The following is a 17,230-nucleotide window of genomic DNA, read 5'->3' as shown; positions in this document are numbered from 1 at the left end:
AATGTTATCTTCTGATGATTTGTTTATGGTCGTTTTAGGGGCGATTTTATTGGTGTTGGTGTGCTTGGTGGGGTATTTGTATTTTAAAGAAAAAGAGTTTTACCATAAAATAAGGCGTTTAGAAAAAACCTTAGATGAATCCTATCAAGAAAATTACATTTATTCTAAACGCTTGAAAGAATTAGAAGGGCGATTAGAGGGGCTTTCTTTAGAAAAAAGCGCTAAAGACGATAGCTCATTAAGAACGACCCTTTCACACCTTTATAACCAATTGCAAGAAATCCAAAAATCCATGGATAAAGAGTGCGATTATTTAGAAGAAAAAATCATTATTTTAGAAAACAAATTCAAAGACATGGGGCATTATGCCGCTAGCGATAAAATCAATGAAAAACAGGTTTTGAAAATGTATCAAGAAGGTTATAGCGTGGATTCTATTTCTAAAGAATTTAAAGTGAGTAAGGGCGAAGTGGAATTTATATTGAACATGGCAGGGTTAAAATGGTAGCTTTAAGTAACGCTCTTTCAAGGGCTTTTGGCTCTTTGGCTGGTTATGAATTCCCTTTTTTTATCCAAAAATGCATCAACGCCCTTTATGTTAAAATCTTCAAAATTGATTTGAGCGAGTTTGAGCCTTTGGAAAATTATAAAAGTTTGAATGCCCTTTTCACGCGCTCTTTAAAAAAAGAACGGCCCTTTGACAAAGCCCTTAAGACATGCATTGCACCATGCGATTCTTTGGTAACTGAATGCGCTTTTTTAGACAATGATACCGCCTTACAAATTAAAGGCATGCCCTATAAAGCGCATGAATTAGTGGGCGAAATTAACCCCCTAGACCCTTCTTTTTTTTATGTGAATTTCTACCTTTCGCCCAAAGATTACCACCACTACCACGCTCCTTGCGATTTAGAAATTTTAGAGGCTCGTTGTTTTGCGGGGAAATTATTACCGGTGAATAAGCCATCATTAAATAAAAACAAAAATTTGTTTGTGGGCAATGAAAGGGTGGCGCTTGTTACAAGAGATATTCAAGGCAATCAATTGTATTTTGTAGCGGTGGGAGCGTTGAATGTGGGTAAAATGCGTTTTAATTTTGATCAAAATATCCAAACTAACGCTAAATCCCATTTTACGCAAACCTATTCTTACAACCCCCCTATTAAGGTGAAAAAGGGGGATAATTTAGGGAATTTTGAAATGGGATCTACTGTTGTTTTATTCACTCAAAATATCGCTTTTAAAGAATTAAGGGAAAAAAGCGTGAAGTTTGGGGAAAGTATAGGGGAATTTCATGCCAACTGACAGCGATTTAAAAGCCTCTATTGTAGAATTATTAAACGATTTAGACGTGCTTTTAGTGGCTCATTTTTATCAAAAAGATGAGATTGTGGAATTGGCTCATCATTCAGGCGATAGCTTGGAATTGGCTAAAATCGCAAGCCAAAGCGATAAAAACCTCATCGTGTTTTGTGGGGTGCGTTTTATGGGTGAGAGCGTGAAAGCCCTAGCCTATAATAAACAAGTGATCATGCCCAAACTCTCATGCTGCTCCATGGCGAGAATGATAGACAGCCAATACTATGATAAGAGCGTTAGCCTTTTAAAAGAATACGGCATTAAAGAATTTTACCCTATCACTTATATTAATTCTAACGCCGAAGTGAAAGCCAAAGTCGCCAAAGATAACGGCGTGGTATGCACCAGCAGGAACGCTTCTAAGATCTTTGATCACGCCCTAAAACAAAATAAAAAAATCTTTTTTTTACCCGATCGGTGTTTGGGGGAAAATCTAGCCCTAGAAAATGGCTTAAAAAGTGCCATTTTAGGCGTGAGTAGTCAAGAAGAAATCCAAAACGCTGATGTCATTTGTTATAACGGCTTTTGCTCCGTACATCAGCTCTTCAAACTAGAAGACATTGAATTTTATCGCCAAAAATACCCAGATATTTTAATCGCTGTCCATCCAGAGTGCGAGCCTAGCGTGGTTTCTAATGCGGATTTTAGCGGATCAACGAGCCAAATCATAGAATTTGTAGAAAAGTTAAGCCCCAATCAAAAAGTCGCCATAGGCACTGAAAGCAATTTAGTCAATCGCTTGAAAGCCAAGCGAAATGATCAAAACACTTTTATCCTTTCTAGCACGCTAGCGCTCTGTCCTACCATGAATGAAACGACTTTAAAAGATTTGTTTGAAGTCTTAAAGGCCTATAAAAACCACAGGGCTTTCAATACGATTGAATTAAAAGATGAGGTGGCTCGTTTGGCTAAACTCGCTTTAACTAAAATGATGGAGTTGTCATAATGGAGATTAGAGCCTTTTTAGAATTTGCTTTAAAAGAAGATTTGGGGCATGGGGATTTGTTTGAAAGGGTGCTAGAAAAGGATTTTAAAGCCACAGCCTATATTAGGGCTAAACAAGAGGGCGTGCTTTCAGGCGAAAAATACGCTTTAGAATTGTTGAAAATGACCGGTATTGAATGCGTTCAAAACATTAAAGATAAAGAGCGTTTCAAGCCTAAAGACACTTTAATGGAGATTAGGGGGGATTTTAGCATGCTTTTAAAGGTTGAACGCACCCTTTTAAATCTTTTGCAACACAGCAGTGGGATTGCCACTTTAACGAGTCGTTTTGTAGAAGCTTTGAACTCTCATAAAGTGCGTTTATTAGACACACGAAAAACCAGACCCCTTTTAAGGATCTTTGAAAAATATTCGGTGCTTAATGGGGGGGCGAGCAACCATCGCTTGGGTTTAGATGACGCTTTAATGCTCAAAGACACGCATTTAAAGCATGTGAAAGATTTAACAAGCTTTTTAGCGCACGCTAGAAAGAATTTGCCTTTCACGGCTAAAATTGAAATTGAATGCGGGAGCTTTGAAGAGGTTAAAAACGCCATGAATGCGGGAGCGGATATTGTGATGTGCGATAACATGAGCGTTGAAGAGACGAAAGAAATTGCCGCTTATAGGGATATGCATTATCCTTTTGTCTTATTAGAAGCGAGCGGGAATATCTCACTAGAGAGCGTTAACGCTTACGCCAAAAGCGGCGTAGATGCCATTAGCGTAGGGGCTTTAATCCATCAAGCCACTTTTATTGACATGCACATGAAAATGGCTTGAAAACTTTGAAAAAGGGGTTATTAGTATGCTAAAAGAGTATTTAGAAAGCATTAAAGACATCACGCCCGAAAAGAATGAACACACGCACCGCCTTTTTTTATACAACTTGCTTGAGGGCTTAAAAGACAATTTCAATAAAGAATTTAAGATTGAGCATGAGCCTAAAAGAGACAAACAAGGGGGTCAGCCTGATTTTCGCATTTCTTTTCAAGGGCTTAACATTGGCTATGTAGAAAACAAAAGAGCAGGGACCAAACTTAACGAACTCTTAAAAAGCGATCAGGTCCTCAAATACTTAGAGCTAAACCAAAATCTCATGCTCACGGATTACCTTAATTTCATGTGGGTGGGAAAAGATGAAAATAACAAGCCTTGGATTAAAAAAGAAATCTCTATCGCCAGCCTTGATGAACTCTCTAAACCCCTAAAAACTGAACGCGATCTCATTGAATTTTTTAGAGGCTTTTTCAACTACGAACCAGTGCCTATCGCTAACGCCAAAGATTTTGCAACGCATTTAAGCACACCCACCAAGTATTTAAAAGGCGCTTTAATCGCATACCAAGAAGACGCACAAGTTTCTAGCATTTTTAACAATTTTAAAGAATATCTTTATGAAGAATTGAGTTTTGAAGACTTTAGCGATGCGTTCGCTCAAACGCTCACCTACAGCCTTTTTCTAGCCAAACTCAACCACCCTTTTGAAAAAATAAATTTGGATAATGTGAGAAGCTCCATTCCTAAAAATTTCGCTGTGATCAGAGAAATGGCGGATTTTTTAAAGAAACTTGATGGAATCAAAGAAATCCAATGGCTTTTAGATGAAATTTTAATCTTGATCAACCATGTTGATATGGACTCTATCGTTAAAGATTTGAGTGAGGATAAAGACCCTTATTTGCACTTTTATGAAACCTTTTTAAGCGCTTATGACCCTGAATTGCGAGAGAAAAAGGGCGTGTATTACACTCCGGATTCTGTGGTGAAATTCATCATTAACGCTTTAGATAGTTTGCTTAAAACGCATTTTAAAGACGCTCCCTTAGGCTTAAAAAGCGCTTTAGATAACGAAAATATCAAGCTCTTAGATTTTGCTACCGGCACCGGCACTTTTTTATTGGAAGCGTTCAGGAAAGCACTAGAAATGAGAAAAACAAGCGATGGAGGCATCTCCACTAAAGAGGACAAATACCAAAACCTCTTGAAGCAATTTTATGGGTTTGAATACTTGATCGCTCCTTATGCGATCGCTCATTTGAATCTCTATCAAGCCTTTAAGGAGGAATTTAAAAAGCCTCTCAAAGAAAACGATGCACTCAAAATCGTTTTAACTAACACTCTCATACAGCCTAGTGAGATCGCCGCTTATCGTGGGCTAAACCCAATTTTTGAAGAAGAGCTTTTAAACGCTCAAGAGATTAAGAAAGATGAAAAGATCCTTATCATCACCGGCAATCCCCCTTATAGCGGAGCGAGCAGCAATAAGGGCTTGTTTGAATGGGAAGTGAAAGCCACTTACGGCATAGAGCCTGAATTTCAAACCATAGAAATTGAAAAAAATGTTAAACTCACCGACAAAATCCAAACGCTTTTAAACAGCATTCAAACCCAAAAACAAAGCGGCAGCAAAAACGCTCTCAAAACCCTTAAAAAATTTCATTCCAAATACAAACTAAAAAATGAGAAAAACCCTAAAGGGCTTTTAGATGATTATGTGAAATTCATGCGTTTCGCCCAAAACAAGATCGAATCATTGGGGTATGGTCTCTTTGGCTTTATCTCTAACAACAGCTTTTTAAATAACCCTACTTTTAGGGGGTTAAGGCGCTCTCTTTTAGAATGTTATGATGAGCTTTATATTCTCAATTTGCATGGAGATGCGAGGAAAAAGGAGCTAACCCCACAAGGCGCAAAAGATGAAAATGTTTTCAATATCATGCAAGGGGTGTCCATTAACCTTTTTGTCAAAAACCCACAAGCCACCAAGCAAAAAATCTATTATTATGATGTGTATGGCGAAAGGGCTGAAAAATACGCCTTTTTAGCCCAACATGATTTGGATAGTATTAATTGGCTTGAGCTTACCCCAAGAGAGCCTTTTTGCTTACTCATACCCCAAAAAATGCACTTTTTAGATGAGTATGAACAAGGGTTTAGTGTTCAGGAGATGTTTCAAATCTCAAGTGTGGGGATTGTTACAGGAAAAGATAAAATTTTTATTGCCAACAGCACCAAAAGTTTAAAAGAGCAAGTCTTAAAATATTGTAACGAGTTTAACGAACAATGCGTTAAGGACATTCACTATCGTCCTTTTGATATTCGTAAAGTTTATTACGACACCAAAAAATTAGGAAGAGCGAGGGAAAATACATTTAAACACATGTTACCCCCCCCAACAGATCCTAAAACACCCAATCAAACACGCAAAAATATCGCGCTAAACACCCCACGACAACTAAAAAACAACGATAAAAATTGGACGCAATGTTTGATAAGCTCTCACATTAACGATCAAGGTTTAAGCTCTGGGGCAATGGAAGTGGGGTTAATTACCCCCTTTATCAATTCCAAGACCCCAACTACACCGAAAATTTTACGCCAGAGTTTAGAAACTTTATAGACAAGCGCTATAACCATTATTTTGAGCCACTAGAGATTTTAGGCTATATTTATGCGTTATTGTATTCCCCAAACTACCGCAAGCGTTATGAAGATTTTCTCAAAGCCGATTACCCTAAAATCCTTTTCACAAACAATAAAGATTTGTTTAGAGCTTTAAGTTTTTTAGGGATTGAATTGATCGGCTTGCATGTTTTAAACACAGAAAGCCTAAACTACAGCTTTGAAAAATTAAACGACACCACTATAGGCGAATCCTACTATTGCGATAAAGAAACGCACGAGCGTAACCCCATCATTAAAAAACCCTCTTATAACAAATCAGAACAACGCCTCTATATCAATAGCAGCGCTTATTTTAAGGGGGTGAGTAAAGAAATTTATGATTATATGATAGGGGGGTATTGCGTTTTAGACAAATATTTAAAAAGCCATAAAAACGAACCTTGCAGCTTTGATCATGTAAAAAATATCATTAAAGTCATCGCACGCACGATTGAAATCCAAAGAACGCTGGGTATTTTAACGAGCGATTTACCCCATTTAGAAGGGAATGATAATAAAGCATTAACGCAAGAAATCTTGCAAAATCCACCCCCCCCCCCCCATTTAATACCAATATCGCCCTTATCTTATCGCGCCAAGCCAAAGCCATTGGGAGTCTTGACTTTGATGCCGCATTCATCAATAGAAACGCAAGCGATAACAACATCTACCGCAGAGGCGGGGGCTCAGCCTTCCCTTTATTTTGCTTTATCTAATCTCGCGCTAGTTTGCGATAGAGGCTCTAAAGTAAGCCCTATTTCTAATCTTTTTGTAACGAACATGCTTTGTGATTTGCACTTGAATGGATCGGGGAGTTATGCGTTTTTGTTGTATTGTTTAAATAAGTAAAAACCATCCAATCTGATTTCTTGTATCTATATTAAGTAAGATTTGATACAAGTTTTCTTTATTATTGTGTCTAAACTCACACTCTTTTAAGTAGAGTAAAAAGAGAGCGTTTTTTATCCTATTGAATTTGCTTAAACGATCCTTTGCGTAGAAACAAAACACTTATTGGGATTTTATGATCTTTGCACTATTGTGTAACAATGCTTTTAATAGGATTGTGGTATAAAATATTCTCATAAGGTGTGTCCAACATGCCTTGAATCTCAATTTTATGAAAGGATTTTGTTATGAGTCAATTAAAAACATTTGGTTGTGTAGTGGTTTTATGCGGTGCAATGGTTAATGCAGCCATAGCTAGTCCTAAAATAGAGGCAAGGGGTGAATTCGGCAATTTTGTAGGGGGAGCTGTTGGAGGTTTTGTTGGTGGTAAAATAGGTGGACTTGCTGGTAGTGCAATAGGAGGATATATTGGGTCTAAAATAGGCGATAGGGTAGAAGATTTTATCCGTGGCGTTGATAGAGAGCCGCAAGCCCCACGAGAACCTATCCGTGATTTTTATGATTACGGCTATAGTTTTGGGCATGCTAGGTAATCTTAAATGAGCCAAGGTGATGAGGCGAAAGGAAATAACATGGATACTGCAAGAGAGAACTTGAATGGCTCAAAAGAGCGTTTGAGTGGATCAGAATATTTAAGAGCAAATGCTTTAATCTGGGGGATATGTGTTTACATATCCAATAGGGTTCTTTATGACCCAAGTGGATCAGCTAGCGCTCCGATCTTTAACCCTAAAGACAGCTATTATGTGTGGCTAACGACTCTAATAGTGGCTTTATTGTCTAATCTCTTGTTTAATCCGCAAGGCAGGGGTTGTTATGAATTGCAAGTAAGATACCCTAGGTTTCTCAAATCCATTTTTAAGGCTAGGTTTTTTGGTGCGTTATATGACGCTGTGCTAGGAGCAAGATTGAGAGACTTTTATATAGTGCTTTTAACGATGCCCTTTTGTATCGCTATGCATGAAATTTCAGCGTATTGTGGGCATCCTAGCAACTTTCTTGTAGAGGCTTTGGCCGTTTTGGGGTTTCTATATTTTCTTAGGCTTTGCGCTAAATTGGGGTGGTGAGTTTAACTTGAAGTAACCAAATGGAGGGGAATAAGAGTATTAAAGAAATTTGAAGAGTTGGTTTTCATTGGTTTGTGTTAGAATAAAGAGAATTTAAGGGGTGCTTTTTAAAACGCTCAAAGTTTTAAAAGGCTGAGATTAAACCCATAGAACTTGTCAAGGTAATTCTTGCGTAAGGAAATAGCATGTTAATATCCGCTCCATTATCCAAACGATTTTATCTCACACTCGCTCTTGCTTGCGTGTTTTTGATCGCCACTAACATTCTTGTCAAAGGCTCGTTTATGAACCTTTTAGCGGGGCTTAGTGGGGTTTTGTATGCGTTTTTTGCTGGGGAGAGACAAATTATTTGCTTTGTGTTTGGCTTTATTTATAATTTGAGTTACGCTTATGTCGCTTACCAATGGAAATTGAACGCCGATGTGATTTTATGCCTTTTTTTGTATATGCCGGTAACGATTTATGGGCTATTTGCATGGAAAAAAACAGAGCAACAAAGCGGCACTATCAAGGCTCAAAAGCTTTCCAAGAAGTGGCGTTTTACACTCATTTTAGGCGTAGGGGTTTTAACTTATGTGAGCGCTTTGTTTTTTAAAGAGATCAAAACGAATTTTTTATGGGCAGAGAGTTTTAATTTTGTAATATTTATTATTGCTTTTATTTTACAGGTTTTGCGCTACACAGAGAGTTATATTCTGGTAACTCTAGGAAATATCGTGTCTATTATCGTGTGGTTTTGTATTTTTCAAATCTCCACAGAGAGTTTAGTGCAACTATTCACAACGATTTTATACCTTTTTATTGGCATGTATTATTTTAACCGGTGGAACAAGTCATGCAGGCAGTGATTTTGGCCAATGGGGAGTTTCCTAAATCTAAAAGATGCTCAGACATTTTAAAAAACTCTCCCTTTTTAATCGCATGCGATGGGGCTGTTGCGTCTTTGCATGCACTCAAATTCAAACCCAGCGTTGTTATAGGCGACTTGGATAGCATTGATTCGCATTTGAAAGCCTTGTATAACCCCATATGCGTGAGCGAGCAAAACAGCAACGATTTATCCAAAGCCTTTTTTTATGCTTTAGATAAAGGCTATGATGATTTTATTTTTTTAGGGCTGAATGGCAAACGAGAAGACCACGCTTTAGCGAACACTTTTTTATTGTTTGAGTATTTTAAGTTTTGCCAAAAACTCCAAGTCATAAGCGATTATGGTTGTTTTAGGGTGCTAGAAACCCCTTTTGTTTTGCCTAGTTTTAAAGGGGAGCAAATCTCGCTTTTTAGCTTGGATTTTGAAGCCCAATTCACTTCTAAAAATCTCAAATACCCCTTAAACAACTTGCGTTTAAAAACGCTCTTTTCTGGCACGCTCAATGAAGCCACGGATCGTTTTTTTAGCCTTAGCTCTATTCCTAAGTCTGTGGTGCTAGTGTATCAAAAGTTTTAAAGAATATTATGCTACACTATACGAAAAAATTCTAGTTTTAGGGATCTCATGAATGTTTTAATGTTGTTATCGCCTATTGCACTGTTGCTAATTCTTATTGCAGTGTCACTGTTACCTATTGTAATATTGAATAACTATTGCAATGGAAAGGTTTTTGATTGGTCTTGGAAACTCTTTAGACTTTCACAATTCCTAATAGATAAGTTGCTTTCTATTGCCCCTATTAAAAGTCAAAATCCTACAGAAAAAGCGTTGTGTGTTGTGAGATTGGATGTGGTTGGCGATTATCTTTTAACACGCAATTTCTTTGCTCCCCTAAAAGAACATTATAAAGATTATAAGATTGTTTTTATTGGCAATTCAGTTGTAAAAGATTTGAGCGTGGTTGCAGATAGTCCTTATATTGATGAATTCATTTTCTTAGATCATTCAGTTTGGCATCAGTTTAGGAGATACACAGAAAATAGGCGGTCTTTTCATACTATTAGACTTGTGTGCTATTTGTTCAAATTTATTATCAAGCGTTATAATGAATTATTGATGCTTAAAAAAACGCATTATGAAATTGCTATTAGTCCCATTTTGCCTTTTGGCGACATCTTAAGGGATGATATAGTGATGAAGCATCTAAACGCTTCTGTCAAGCTTGCTGTAAGATACGAACCTTTTGTGGATAGAAATCATTATTTGGAATATTTTGCCGATTCAGAACGATTGCATTTTTATACCCATTGTTTCTGTATTCCTAAAGTTGTCAGGAAGTTCTTATTTGAATACCATCAGGATTTATTTTCTACTTTTTTTAAAACTTTTAAAGGAGTGGATCTAGCTCCTGTACCTTTTGGCATGGAACTGCCTCCACCTTCTGTTCTCAAAGAAAGTTCGCAAGGCTTGCTCAATGGTTTGAGTCGTCGCTATGGCGTGTTGAATTTGGGTGCGAGCGATTTTTTTAGGTGTTATAGGTATTTCAATCGGATTGTGCGTTATGCTTTTATTGTGAGTGGTGGTAGCTCTTGGGTATTCTTCCATCCTTATCCTAAAACGCTTTATGCCAATCAGCATGTAATCTATCCTACTGAATTTGCAATTCTTAGAAAAGAAGAAAAATTTTGGGAACAACGAGATGTCAATACAATAAAACCCAGTGCTGTTATAACAAGCATCAAAGAACATGCCCCACACTTATTAAAGGAGAATATTCCTGATGATATTGATGAGGATTACTTCATAGAAGAAATTTGAAGCAACCCAAGCAACGCCCTTTTATATTCTAACGCCGTTTTTTCATCCTTGCCTTCAAAGCGAGTGACTAAAAAGGGGGTGGTGTTGCTTGCACGAATAAGCCCAAAACCATGTTTAAAAACCACTCTCACGCCATCAATGTTAATTATCCCTTTGATTTTAGGGAAATGACTTGGCGGGTTTTTAAGTGCTTCTTGCAAGTTATGAATGATTTCAAATTTTTCTTCTTCGCTCACGGCGATTTTTTCTTCAGGCGTGGTGTAGGAATAGGGGAGGTTTTTAATGGTGTTTTCCAAATCGCTTGGACTTTGTTCAAGCAATAATTCTAAAGCCCTTAAACATGCATAAAGAGCGTCATCATAGCCAAAATAACGCTCTTTGAAAAAGATATGCCCGCTCATTTCAGCCGCAAAATGTGCATTGGTTTCTTTAAGTTTGATTTTTAAATTGCTATGCCCGGTTTTATACATGAGCGTCTTACCAAAAGTGTTAATCGTGTTATACATCATTTGAGAGCATTTGACTTCGCCTATCACAAAGGGAGTAATGCCTTGAGCATGCAAGCGTTTAGCGAATAAAATCGCTAATTCATCGCCCGCATAAGTGTGATGAGAGCTTAGCATCGCAATCCTGTCCGCATCGCCATCAAAAGCAAAGCCTACAGCCATAGCGTTTTTTTGCATGTGCACTTGCAAATCCTGTAAGTTTTTCGCTTCGCTAGGGTCTGGGTGGTGGTTAGGAAAATTGCCATCAGGATCGCTATAAAGGCTGCTAAATTCAATGTTTAAAGCCTTTAAAATAGGCTCTAGTCCTAACGCCCCCACGCCATTACCAAAATCTAAAGCAATCTTGTATTTAAGATTCTTTAAATGCTTAAAATCCTTGATCAAATAGCGGTGATACGCTTCTAGAGCATTGACTTTTTCTGGGATTTCTTTTAAAGGTTGGATTTTGTGTTTAGTGCTTAAAAGCGTGTCTTTTAAAGCTTGAATCTCCTTGCCATAAAACGGGTTTTGATTGAGCGTGATTTTAAAGCCGTTGTATTCTTTGGGGTTGTGAGAGCCGGTGATCATGATAGAGTTAGGGCATTGGATACCATTGATTGCATTAAAAGCTGCAAAATACGCTACCGGCGTGGGGATTAGCCCTAAATCATACACTTTCAAGCCGCTTGATTGCAGCCCCACGCTCAAAGCTTCAAACAAAAAACGCCCATGCACCCTTGCGTCATGCCCTACAAACACGCTTTTATCGTATTTCCGCATGATTTTTCCTAACTCCACGCCGATACTAAAAGCGCTCTTTTCATCTAAAGTGGTCGGATAAATGCCTCTAATATCATATTCTCTAAAAATGCTAATGTCCATTTAAAACTCCTTGTTTTTGAATAAACTTAAACCTTGTTCGCATAAATTTTGCCATGCGTTTGTTGGATTTTGTTTCAATTGAACGCATTTTTCTAAACTTTCTTTAGATTTTGCTTTTTGATTGGTTAAATCTAGTAGGCTTGATTGTAAATACAAGGCTTTTTGGTGATCTTCTAAAGAAAGCCTGCGGTTTAAAAGTCTCTCTAGCACTTCTAAAGCTTGCAAGTAGTCTTTGGTGGTTCTGTAAGCGTCAATGAGAGCGAATTCACCAAAAGGCGTGTAAGAATAATCCTTGTAAGTATCTTGGAGTTTGAGCAAGCTTGTGGCATAAATTTTGACGCTTGTAGGGTCTTTTTCATTCTCTAATAATTTAAAATAAACTAACGCCATGCGTTTATCGCCTTTGAAATGCTTTTCTAAAAACGCATACAAATTGAGAGCCAATTCCTTTTCATTATTTTGCATGTAATCTGAAAATAAAACAAAAGCAATATCATAAAATTCTTTTTTATCCAAGCTTTGAGCGAGAATCAAGGCGTCTTTAGAAGCCAGAGTGGAATTTTTAAAATCCCCTAAGCGGTAGTTATTACGCCCCAAACGATAAAGCCATATTAATTTCTCGCTAGGGGTTTTAGCTCTATTTAAAGCGTTTAAGGCGATGGTTTGCGCTTTTTGATTGAGCGATGCGAAATACAAGCAATCAAAGGCTTGGATTTCTTCTTTTGGGTTGAATTCAAAGGCGGTGATTTTAGATAAGTATTTTAAGGCTTCTTCACAACGATTATTTTCTAATGGGGTTTTAGCAAGGATATTGAGCGTTTTTTGGATTAAAGGAGAATCTTTGGACAAATTTTTTTGCATGCCTAAAACTTCAGCATAACGCTTATTGTCAAACAATAGTTGGGCTTTCAATTCCAAAGCCTTCAGGGCTTCATTAGTGTTAGGGAAATTTTGAATGATTTTATCATAGTGGGCGATTTTTTCTTGCGTGTTCCCCTCCATTGAAAAAAGGACCTCTTCATCGCGCGCTCTAACAACAGAGGCTCTATCTAATTCTGCATGATCTTGCAAATACTGCACATTATAAAGATGGGCGTTTTTAAAATCCTTGATCCTTGCATACAGCGCCCCTAAATCATAGAGCGCTTGCTCTTTAGCCTTCAAATCATCATCTTGATTGAGGAGCAAGTGGGCGATTTGAATGGCGTTTTCATTCATCTGGGTTTTTTTCAATAACTTGAGCAAGTCTAGGGCTAATGCACTGTGTTGAGAAAGATAATCAGGGTTGGATTGGACCACTTTATTGATGAGATACTTGGCGTTATCAAAATTTTTGTAGTTCATCTCCACTTCAGCCCAATTAAGAGCGATTTCACTCGCACTCTCTTTGTCTTTGGCGTTAGAAAAAGCTTCCTTAAAAAGCATGTTAGCGTTACTCAAATTAGAAGCGTTAGCCGCTTCAACGGCCAAATGCATTTGGGCTAAAGGAGCGTAGCGGGAATTTTTGTATTCTAAAAGGATGCGTTTGTAAAAACGCATGGCTTGTTTGTAATTGTTGTTTTCATCTAAGGCTTTGGCGACATAATACAGCACTTCAGGGATATTGGGATCGGCTGGATAATTTTTAATCCACTGGGTGCCAATATCTATGAGTAAGGTTTTTTTAATCCCTAATTTACCCAGTGCGATAATTTCTAATAAATACAAATCCTTTTTAAAAATCGTTTGAGGGTAGTTTTTAAACGCACGGCTGATGGTGCGCAAAGCCTCAAAATAGGCTTGCGAATCCATTTGTTTTTTAGCTTCTAAATAAGCGTTTAAATCGTAGCCTTTTGTGGTGAGTAGGGGTTTGTTATTGACATCTAATTCTTGAATGATAGGGGTTTGGGCGTCCTTAATGACAATGGGGAAATTCAAGCCCTTTTGACTATTAGCATAAGGCTTTTCACTCAAAAAAGGGATATTTTGATCATAGCCTATGATTTGCCACATTCTGGCTTTAGGATCGTTTTCCACAAAAAGGGGGATCGCTTTTTTATAATCTCTATCAAAGGAAAAAAGGGTGATTCTTCGCATCACTTTGGGTGCAATGCGTAAAATGAATTGCTGTTGGTGCATAGAATAGGTGATATTGAAAAAAGCGTTTTCTAAAGGGGTAAAACCCTCTTTAGGAATGGAGTCTATCACGCATTCTATGGGGCGTTTAGCGTGCGTGATGGATAGAGAGGCTTCAATATTGCTTGGTGGTTTTTCATTCACATAAGAGCAAGAAAACGCCTTATTGTGTCGTAAGGTTAAAACCGAAAAGTCTTCCCCTTCTTCTTTGCCTTGCGTGAGTGTCAAGCTTAAGGCATTAAGCGAATGTGCAAACAAGCTCACGCCCATTAAAAGAAAGATTTTTGACTTAAGCCACAAACTCTAAAAGCCCTCGCATCATAAAAACAGAGAACAAGCACACTAACGCCATAGCGATGATGACCGCATAAATGGGCATGGTGGCGTTTTGGGTGTAAATGTCGCTTTCAGCGTAGCTTTGGGTTTGCAAGGGCTTATTAAAAAACATCGCCACAAGCCAGCGGAAATAATAAAACACAGCCACCGCACTATTAGCTAACATCACCGCCGCTAAAAGAATGTGGTTGCTCTCTAGAGCGCTTTCGACGGCTAAAAATTTCCCCCAAAACACGCTAAAAGGCGGGATTCCTGCAAGCCCAAAAACAAAAATAGCGCCTAAAATAGCCACTAAAGGGTGGGTTTTGATAAGACCGTCAAATTTAGAATAGGGGTGATCATAGCGTTCATCCCATGTTTTTTCACGGCTTTTCAAAAGCCATAAAAGACCAAAAGCCCCAATGTAAGTGAATGCAAACATAAACCAATAAACAAACATCGCTTTTTGACTTTCTTCAGTGTGGATAAACACGCATGCTAAAGCAAACCCAGAATGCGAAATGGAGCTATAAGCGAGCATCCTTTTGACATCTTCTTGCCATAAAGCGATCAAATTAGGAATGGTGATAGTGATAAGAATGAGGGCGTAAAAAATGTCTTCTACCCAAGCGATACGAGTGTCTATAAACGCCCCAAAAAGGCGAGTCGCTACCACAAAACCAGCGATTTTAGGCACGATGGAAATATAGCTTGCAAAAACCGGGTTATTGCCCTCATACACATCAGGCATCCAAGTATGAAAAGGCACTAAAGAAACCTTAAAGCCAATCGCTCCAATCAAAAAGATAACGCCCATCGCAAAGAGCATGGGGTTTGTGACGCCTTCTGTGTACAAATATAGGGTAATGACTTCAAGATTCAAGCTCCCTGTAAGCAAATAAAAAGCCATCGCCCCCATAGCAAAAAACGCACTCGCCATCGCCCCCATGGTGAAATACTTGATCCCTGCTTCTAATCCGTAGCGTTTACCGCTCAACGCCATTAACACACAAATAGGCAAGGACGCTGTCTCCAACCCAATCAGCATTAAGAGTAAATGATTGCTTGAAACCATGAACTGAAAGCCGGCGATAATAAACAAGTATAAAGGATAAAACTCAGCGGTCTGAAATTCGTTGAAACGCTCTTTTGAAAGGGCTAAAAAAATGAGCAAAAAGGCTGAAATTAAGACAATGCTTTGAGAAACTAGCGAGAGGGTGTCTAGGCTCAAAAATCCGAAGAAAGCGTTTTCTTGCTGCTCTAACCCTAAAACCACTAAAAAATCCAAAACCAAAAAGAGCATGCATAAAAACATGTTCAAGTTGCGTGAAAATCTTGAAGTGAAAGCGTTGATTAAGAGCGTGAAAATCCCCCCACACACCAACACAAGCATGGGTAAAATGCTCTCAAAATTGAAGCTATCAAAAGAGATATGGAGACTATCTATTAACATAAGAGACCTCTTTTATATTGGTGTCCAATGAGCCTAAAAAAGGGAGCGAGCGCGTTTCTATCACTTCTAAAAGCTGTTTAGAGCCTTGTTCAATCGGTTTTAAAAGTATTTTGGGGTAAATCCCTAAAATTAAAATCAACGCTAAAATCACGCTTAAAACCCCTACCTCACGAGCGTTCAAGTCTTCAAACACGCTGATTTGATTGTTCCCAGTTTTTAGATTGCCAAAAAACACATTTTTATACGAAGTGAGCATGTAAATCGCTGATAAAATAATGCTTGTTCCAGCAATGATGGCCAAAAGAGGGTAAGTGGCAAAAAACCCTAACAAGCTTAAAAACTCTCCCACGAAACCAATGCTTAAAGGCATGCCCATGTTCGCCATTAAAACGATCATAAAAAAGGCTGCAAAAATAGGAGCGTTTTTAGCGATAGATCCAAAGCGAGCGATTTCTAAACTGCTAGCGCGATCTTCTAAAATACCGGCGAGCAAAAATAACCCCATAGCGACAATGCCATGCGCAAACATCATAAACACCGCTCCTGAAATCCCCTCAACATTGAATGCAAAAATCCCAAGCACCACCACGCCCATGTGCGAAAACGAGCTATAAGCGATGAGAGTTTTTAAATCTTTTTGAGTGTAAGCTAAAAAACCTCCATAGATGATCATGCATAGCGCTAAAACAGCTATGGGGGTTAAATAGATCTCTGAAAGCTCAGGAAAAAGCGGGAGCAAGAAGCGTAATAAGGTGTAAGTCCCCATTTTAGAAAGCAAGGCTGAAAGCATGACAGAGCCTAAAGTAGGGGCGTTAGAATACGCATAAGGCAACCATGTGTGTAAAGGAAAGAGCGGGATTTTAACCGCAATCCCTATTAAGAAAGCCAAAAAGAGCCAAGTTTTAACTTCGCTAGAAAAGTTTAATTGATACCAATCTAAAATATCAAAACTCATCATGCCGTAATTGCTAGCGTAGTAATACCCAATGTATAAAATGCCTAAAAGCATGCACAACGACGCTAAAAAGGTGTAGAGAAAAAACTTCATGCCAGAATAGATTTTGTTATTGCGTCCAAAACGACCGATGAGGTATAAAACCGGCAAGAGCGAGATTTCCCAAAAAGCGTAGAAAAAGATCATGTTAAGAGAGGAAAACACGCCCATTAAAATCCCTTCTAACAATAAAAAGCAAATGGCAAAGTCCTTACGATGCTCTTTGACATAAATCACGGATAAAAGCACCACAATAGCGTTTAAGAGCAACAAAAAGAGCGTGATGCCATCAATACCCACATGGTAATTCACGCCTATTTGATAGACTAATTCCTTTATTTCTTCAAACTGCATGCCTGTAACTTGAGTATCAAACCCATGCCATAACAATAAAACCAATAACAATTCAATCAAAGCGATGACAATCGCATACGCCCTGCTCGCTTGAGCGCTCATAAAGAACGCCAATACGGCACTTAGCATAGGGAAAAAGATCACCACGCTTAAAAGATGTGCATGTAAATACTGCAT

General features: G+C 38.3%; 14 protein-coding genes, 1 pseudogene and 1 riboswitch. Of the genes and pseudogenes, 11 read left to right on the top strand and 4 right to left on the bottom strand.

The features are described 5' to 3' along the window. Position 1 precedes the first annotated feature (1 nt). From DYI00_RS05735 to DYI00_RS05690, 11 genes and pseudogenes are all read left to right on the top strand, one after another. The gene (locus DYI00_RS05735) at positions 2-508 is read left to right on the top strand and encodes a DUF6115 domain-containing protein (protein WP_011577164.1); all 507 of its coding nucleotides are present in this window, start codon (positions 2-4) and stop codon (positions 506-508) included. Then, positions 502-1,305, top strand: coding sequence for a phosphatidylserine decarboxylase (locus DYI00_RS05730; protein ID WP_011577165.1), 804 nt, complete (start codon positions 502-504; stop codon positions 1,303-1,305). Before DYI00_RS05735 ends, DYI00_RS05730 begins: the two co-directional genes overlap by 7 nt. Then, positions 1,295-2,305: a quinolinate synthase NadA gene (gene nadA, locus DYI00_RS05725; RefSeq protein ID WP_104709208.1), complete on the top strand. Its 1,011-nt coding sequence runs from the start codon at positions 1,295-1,297 to the stop codon at positions 2,303-2,305. Before DYI00_RS05730 ends, nadA begins: the two co-directional genes overlap by 11 nt. Next, positions 2,305-3,126, top strand: coding sequence for a carboxylating nicotinate-nucleotide diphosphorylase (gene nadC / locus DYI00_RS05720; protein ID WP_011577167.1), 822 nt, complete (start codon positions 2,305-2,307; stop codon positions 3,124-3,126). Before nadA ends, nadC begins: the two co-directional genes overlap by 1 nt. Before the next feature lie 25 nt (positions 3,127-3,151). Continuing rightward, the gene (locus tag DYI00_RS05715) at positions 3,152-5,746 is read left to right on the top strand and encodes an N-6 DNA methylase (RefSeq protein ID WP_440589168.1); all 2,595 of its coding nucleotides are present in this window, start codon (positions 3,152-3,154) and stop codon (positions 5,744-5,746) included. Beyond that, a pseudogene (locus tag DYI00_RS08915) lies at positions 5,719-6,639 on the top strand (type ISP restriction/modification enzyme); the annotation flags it as partial. The gene DYI00_RS05715 and the pseudogene DYI00_RS08915, both read left to right, overlap by 28 nt. A gap of 287 nt (positions 6,640-6,926) precedes the next feature. Beyond that, positions 6,927-7,232, top strand: coding sequence for a pantothenate kinase (locus tag DYI00_RS05710; RefSeq protein WP_104709209.1), 306 nt, complete (start codon positions 6,927-6,929; stop codon positions 7,230-7,232). 6 nt (positions 7,233-7,238) lie between these two features. Next, positions 7,239-7,766, top strand: a complete 528-nt coding sequence (locus tag DYI00_RS05705) for a hypothetical protein (RefSeq protein WP_104709210.1) — start codon at positions 7,239-7,241, stop codon at positions 7,764-7,766. Positions 7,767-7,852: 86 nt separating this feature from the next. After that, positions 7,853-7,962, top strand: a riboswitch (TPP riboswitch). Then, positions 7,952-8,614 carry a nicotinamide riboside transporter PnuC gene (gene pnuC / locus DYI00_RS05700; RefSeq protein ID WP_011577172.1) on the top strand — a complete coding sequence of 221 codons (663 nt, stop codon included), beginning with the start codon at positions 7,952-7,954 and terminating at the stop codon, positions 8,612-8,614. Its footprint overlaps the riboswitch before it by 11 nt. Further along, positions 8,602-9,213: a thiamine diphosphokinase gene (locus tag DYI00_RS05695; protein ID WP_104687352.1), complete on the top strand. Its 612-nt coding sequence runs from the start codon at positions 8,602-8,604 to the stop codon at positions 9,211-9,213. The genes pnuC and DYI00_RS05695 overlap by 13 nt, the downstream gene beginning before the upstream one ends. Positions 9,214-9,261: 48 nt before the next feature. After that, complete coding sequence (locus DYI00_RS05690; RefSeq protein ID WP_104709211.1) at positions 9,262-10,455, top strand: glycosyltransferase family 9 protein; 1,194 nt, start codon at positions 9,262-9,264, stop codon at positions 10,453-10,455. Here the strand turns inward: DYI00_RS05690 and DYI00_RS05685 are convergent. The 4 genes from DYI00_RS05685 to DYI00_RS05670 are packed head-to-tail and all read right to left on the bottom strand — an operon-like array spanning position 10,434 to position 17,230. Then, entirely contained in the window at positions 10,434-11,822 is a 1,389-nt protein-coding gene (locus tag DYI00_RS05685) for a phosphomannomutase/phosphoglucomutase (RefSeq protein ID WP_104709212.1), read from the bottom strand. The genes DYI00_RS05690 and DYI00_RS05685 overlap by 22 nt on opposite strands. Then, positions 11,823-14,237: a DUF7494 domain-containing protein gene (locus DYI00_RS05680; RefSeq protein WP_041600164.1), complete on the bottom strand. Its 2,415-nt coding sequence runs from the start codon at positions 14,235-14,237 to the stop codon at positions 11,823-11,825. It lies immediately after the preceding gene. Continuing rightward, entirely contained in the window at positions 14,227-15,705 is a 1,479-nt protein-coding gene (gene nuoN / locus DYI00_RS05675) for an NADH-quinone oxidoreductase subunit NuoN (protein WP_011577177.1), read from the bottom strand. Before nuoN ends, DYI00_RS05680 begins: the two co-directional genes overlap by 11 nt. Continuing rightward, positions 15,692-17,230 (bottom strand): NADH-quinone oxidoreductase subunit M, encoded by a 1,539-nt coding sequence (locus tag DYI00_RS05670; RefSeq protein WP_011577178.1) that lies wholly within the window; start codon positions 17,228-17,230, stop codon positions 15,692-15,694. Before DYI00_RS05670 ends, nuoN begins: the two co-directional genes overlap by 14 nt.

Source organism: Helicobacter acinonychis, from assembly GCF_900461455.1.
GTDB classification, from domain to species: Bacteria; Campylobacterota; Campylobacteria; order Campylobacterales; family Helicobacteraceae; genus Helicobacter; species Helicobacter acinonychis.
Note: the sequence above shows the minus strand (reverse complement) of the source record. Positions and strands in the feature narration are given on the sequence as shown.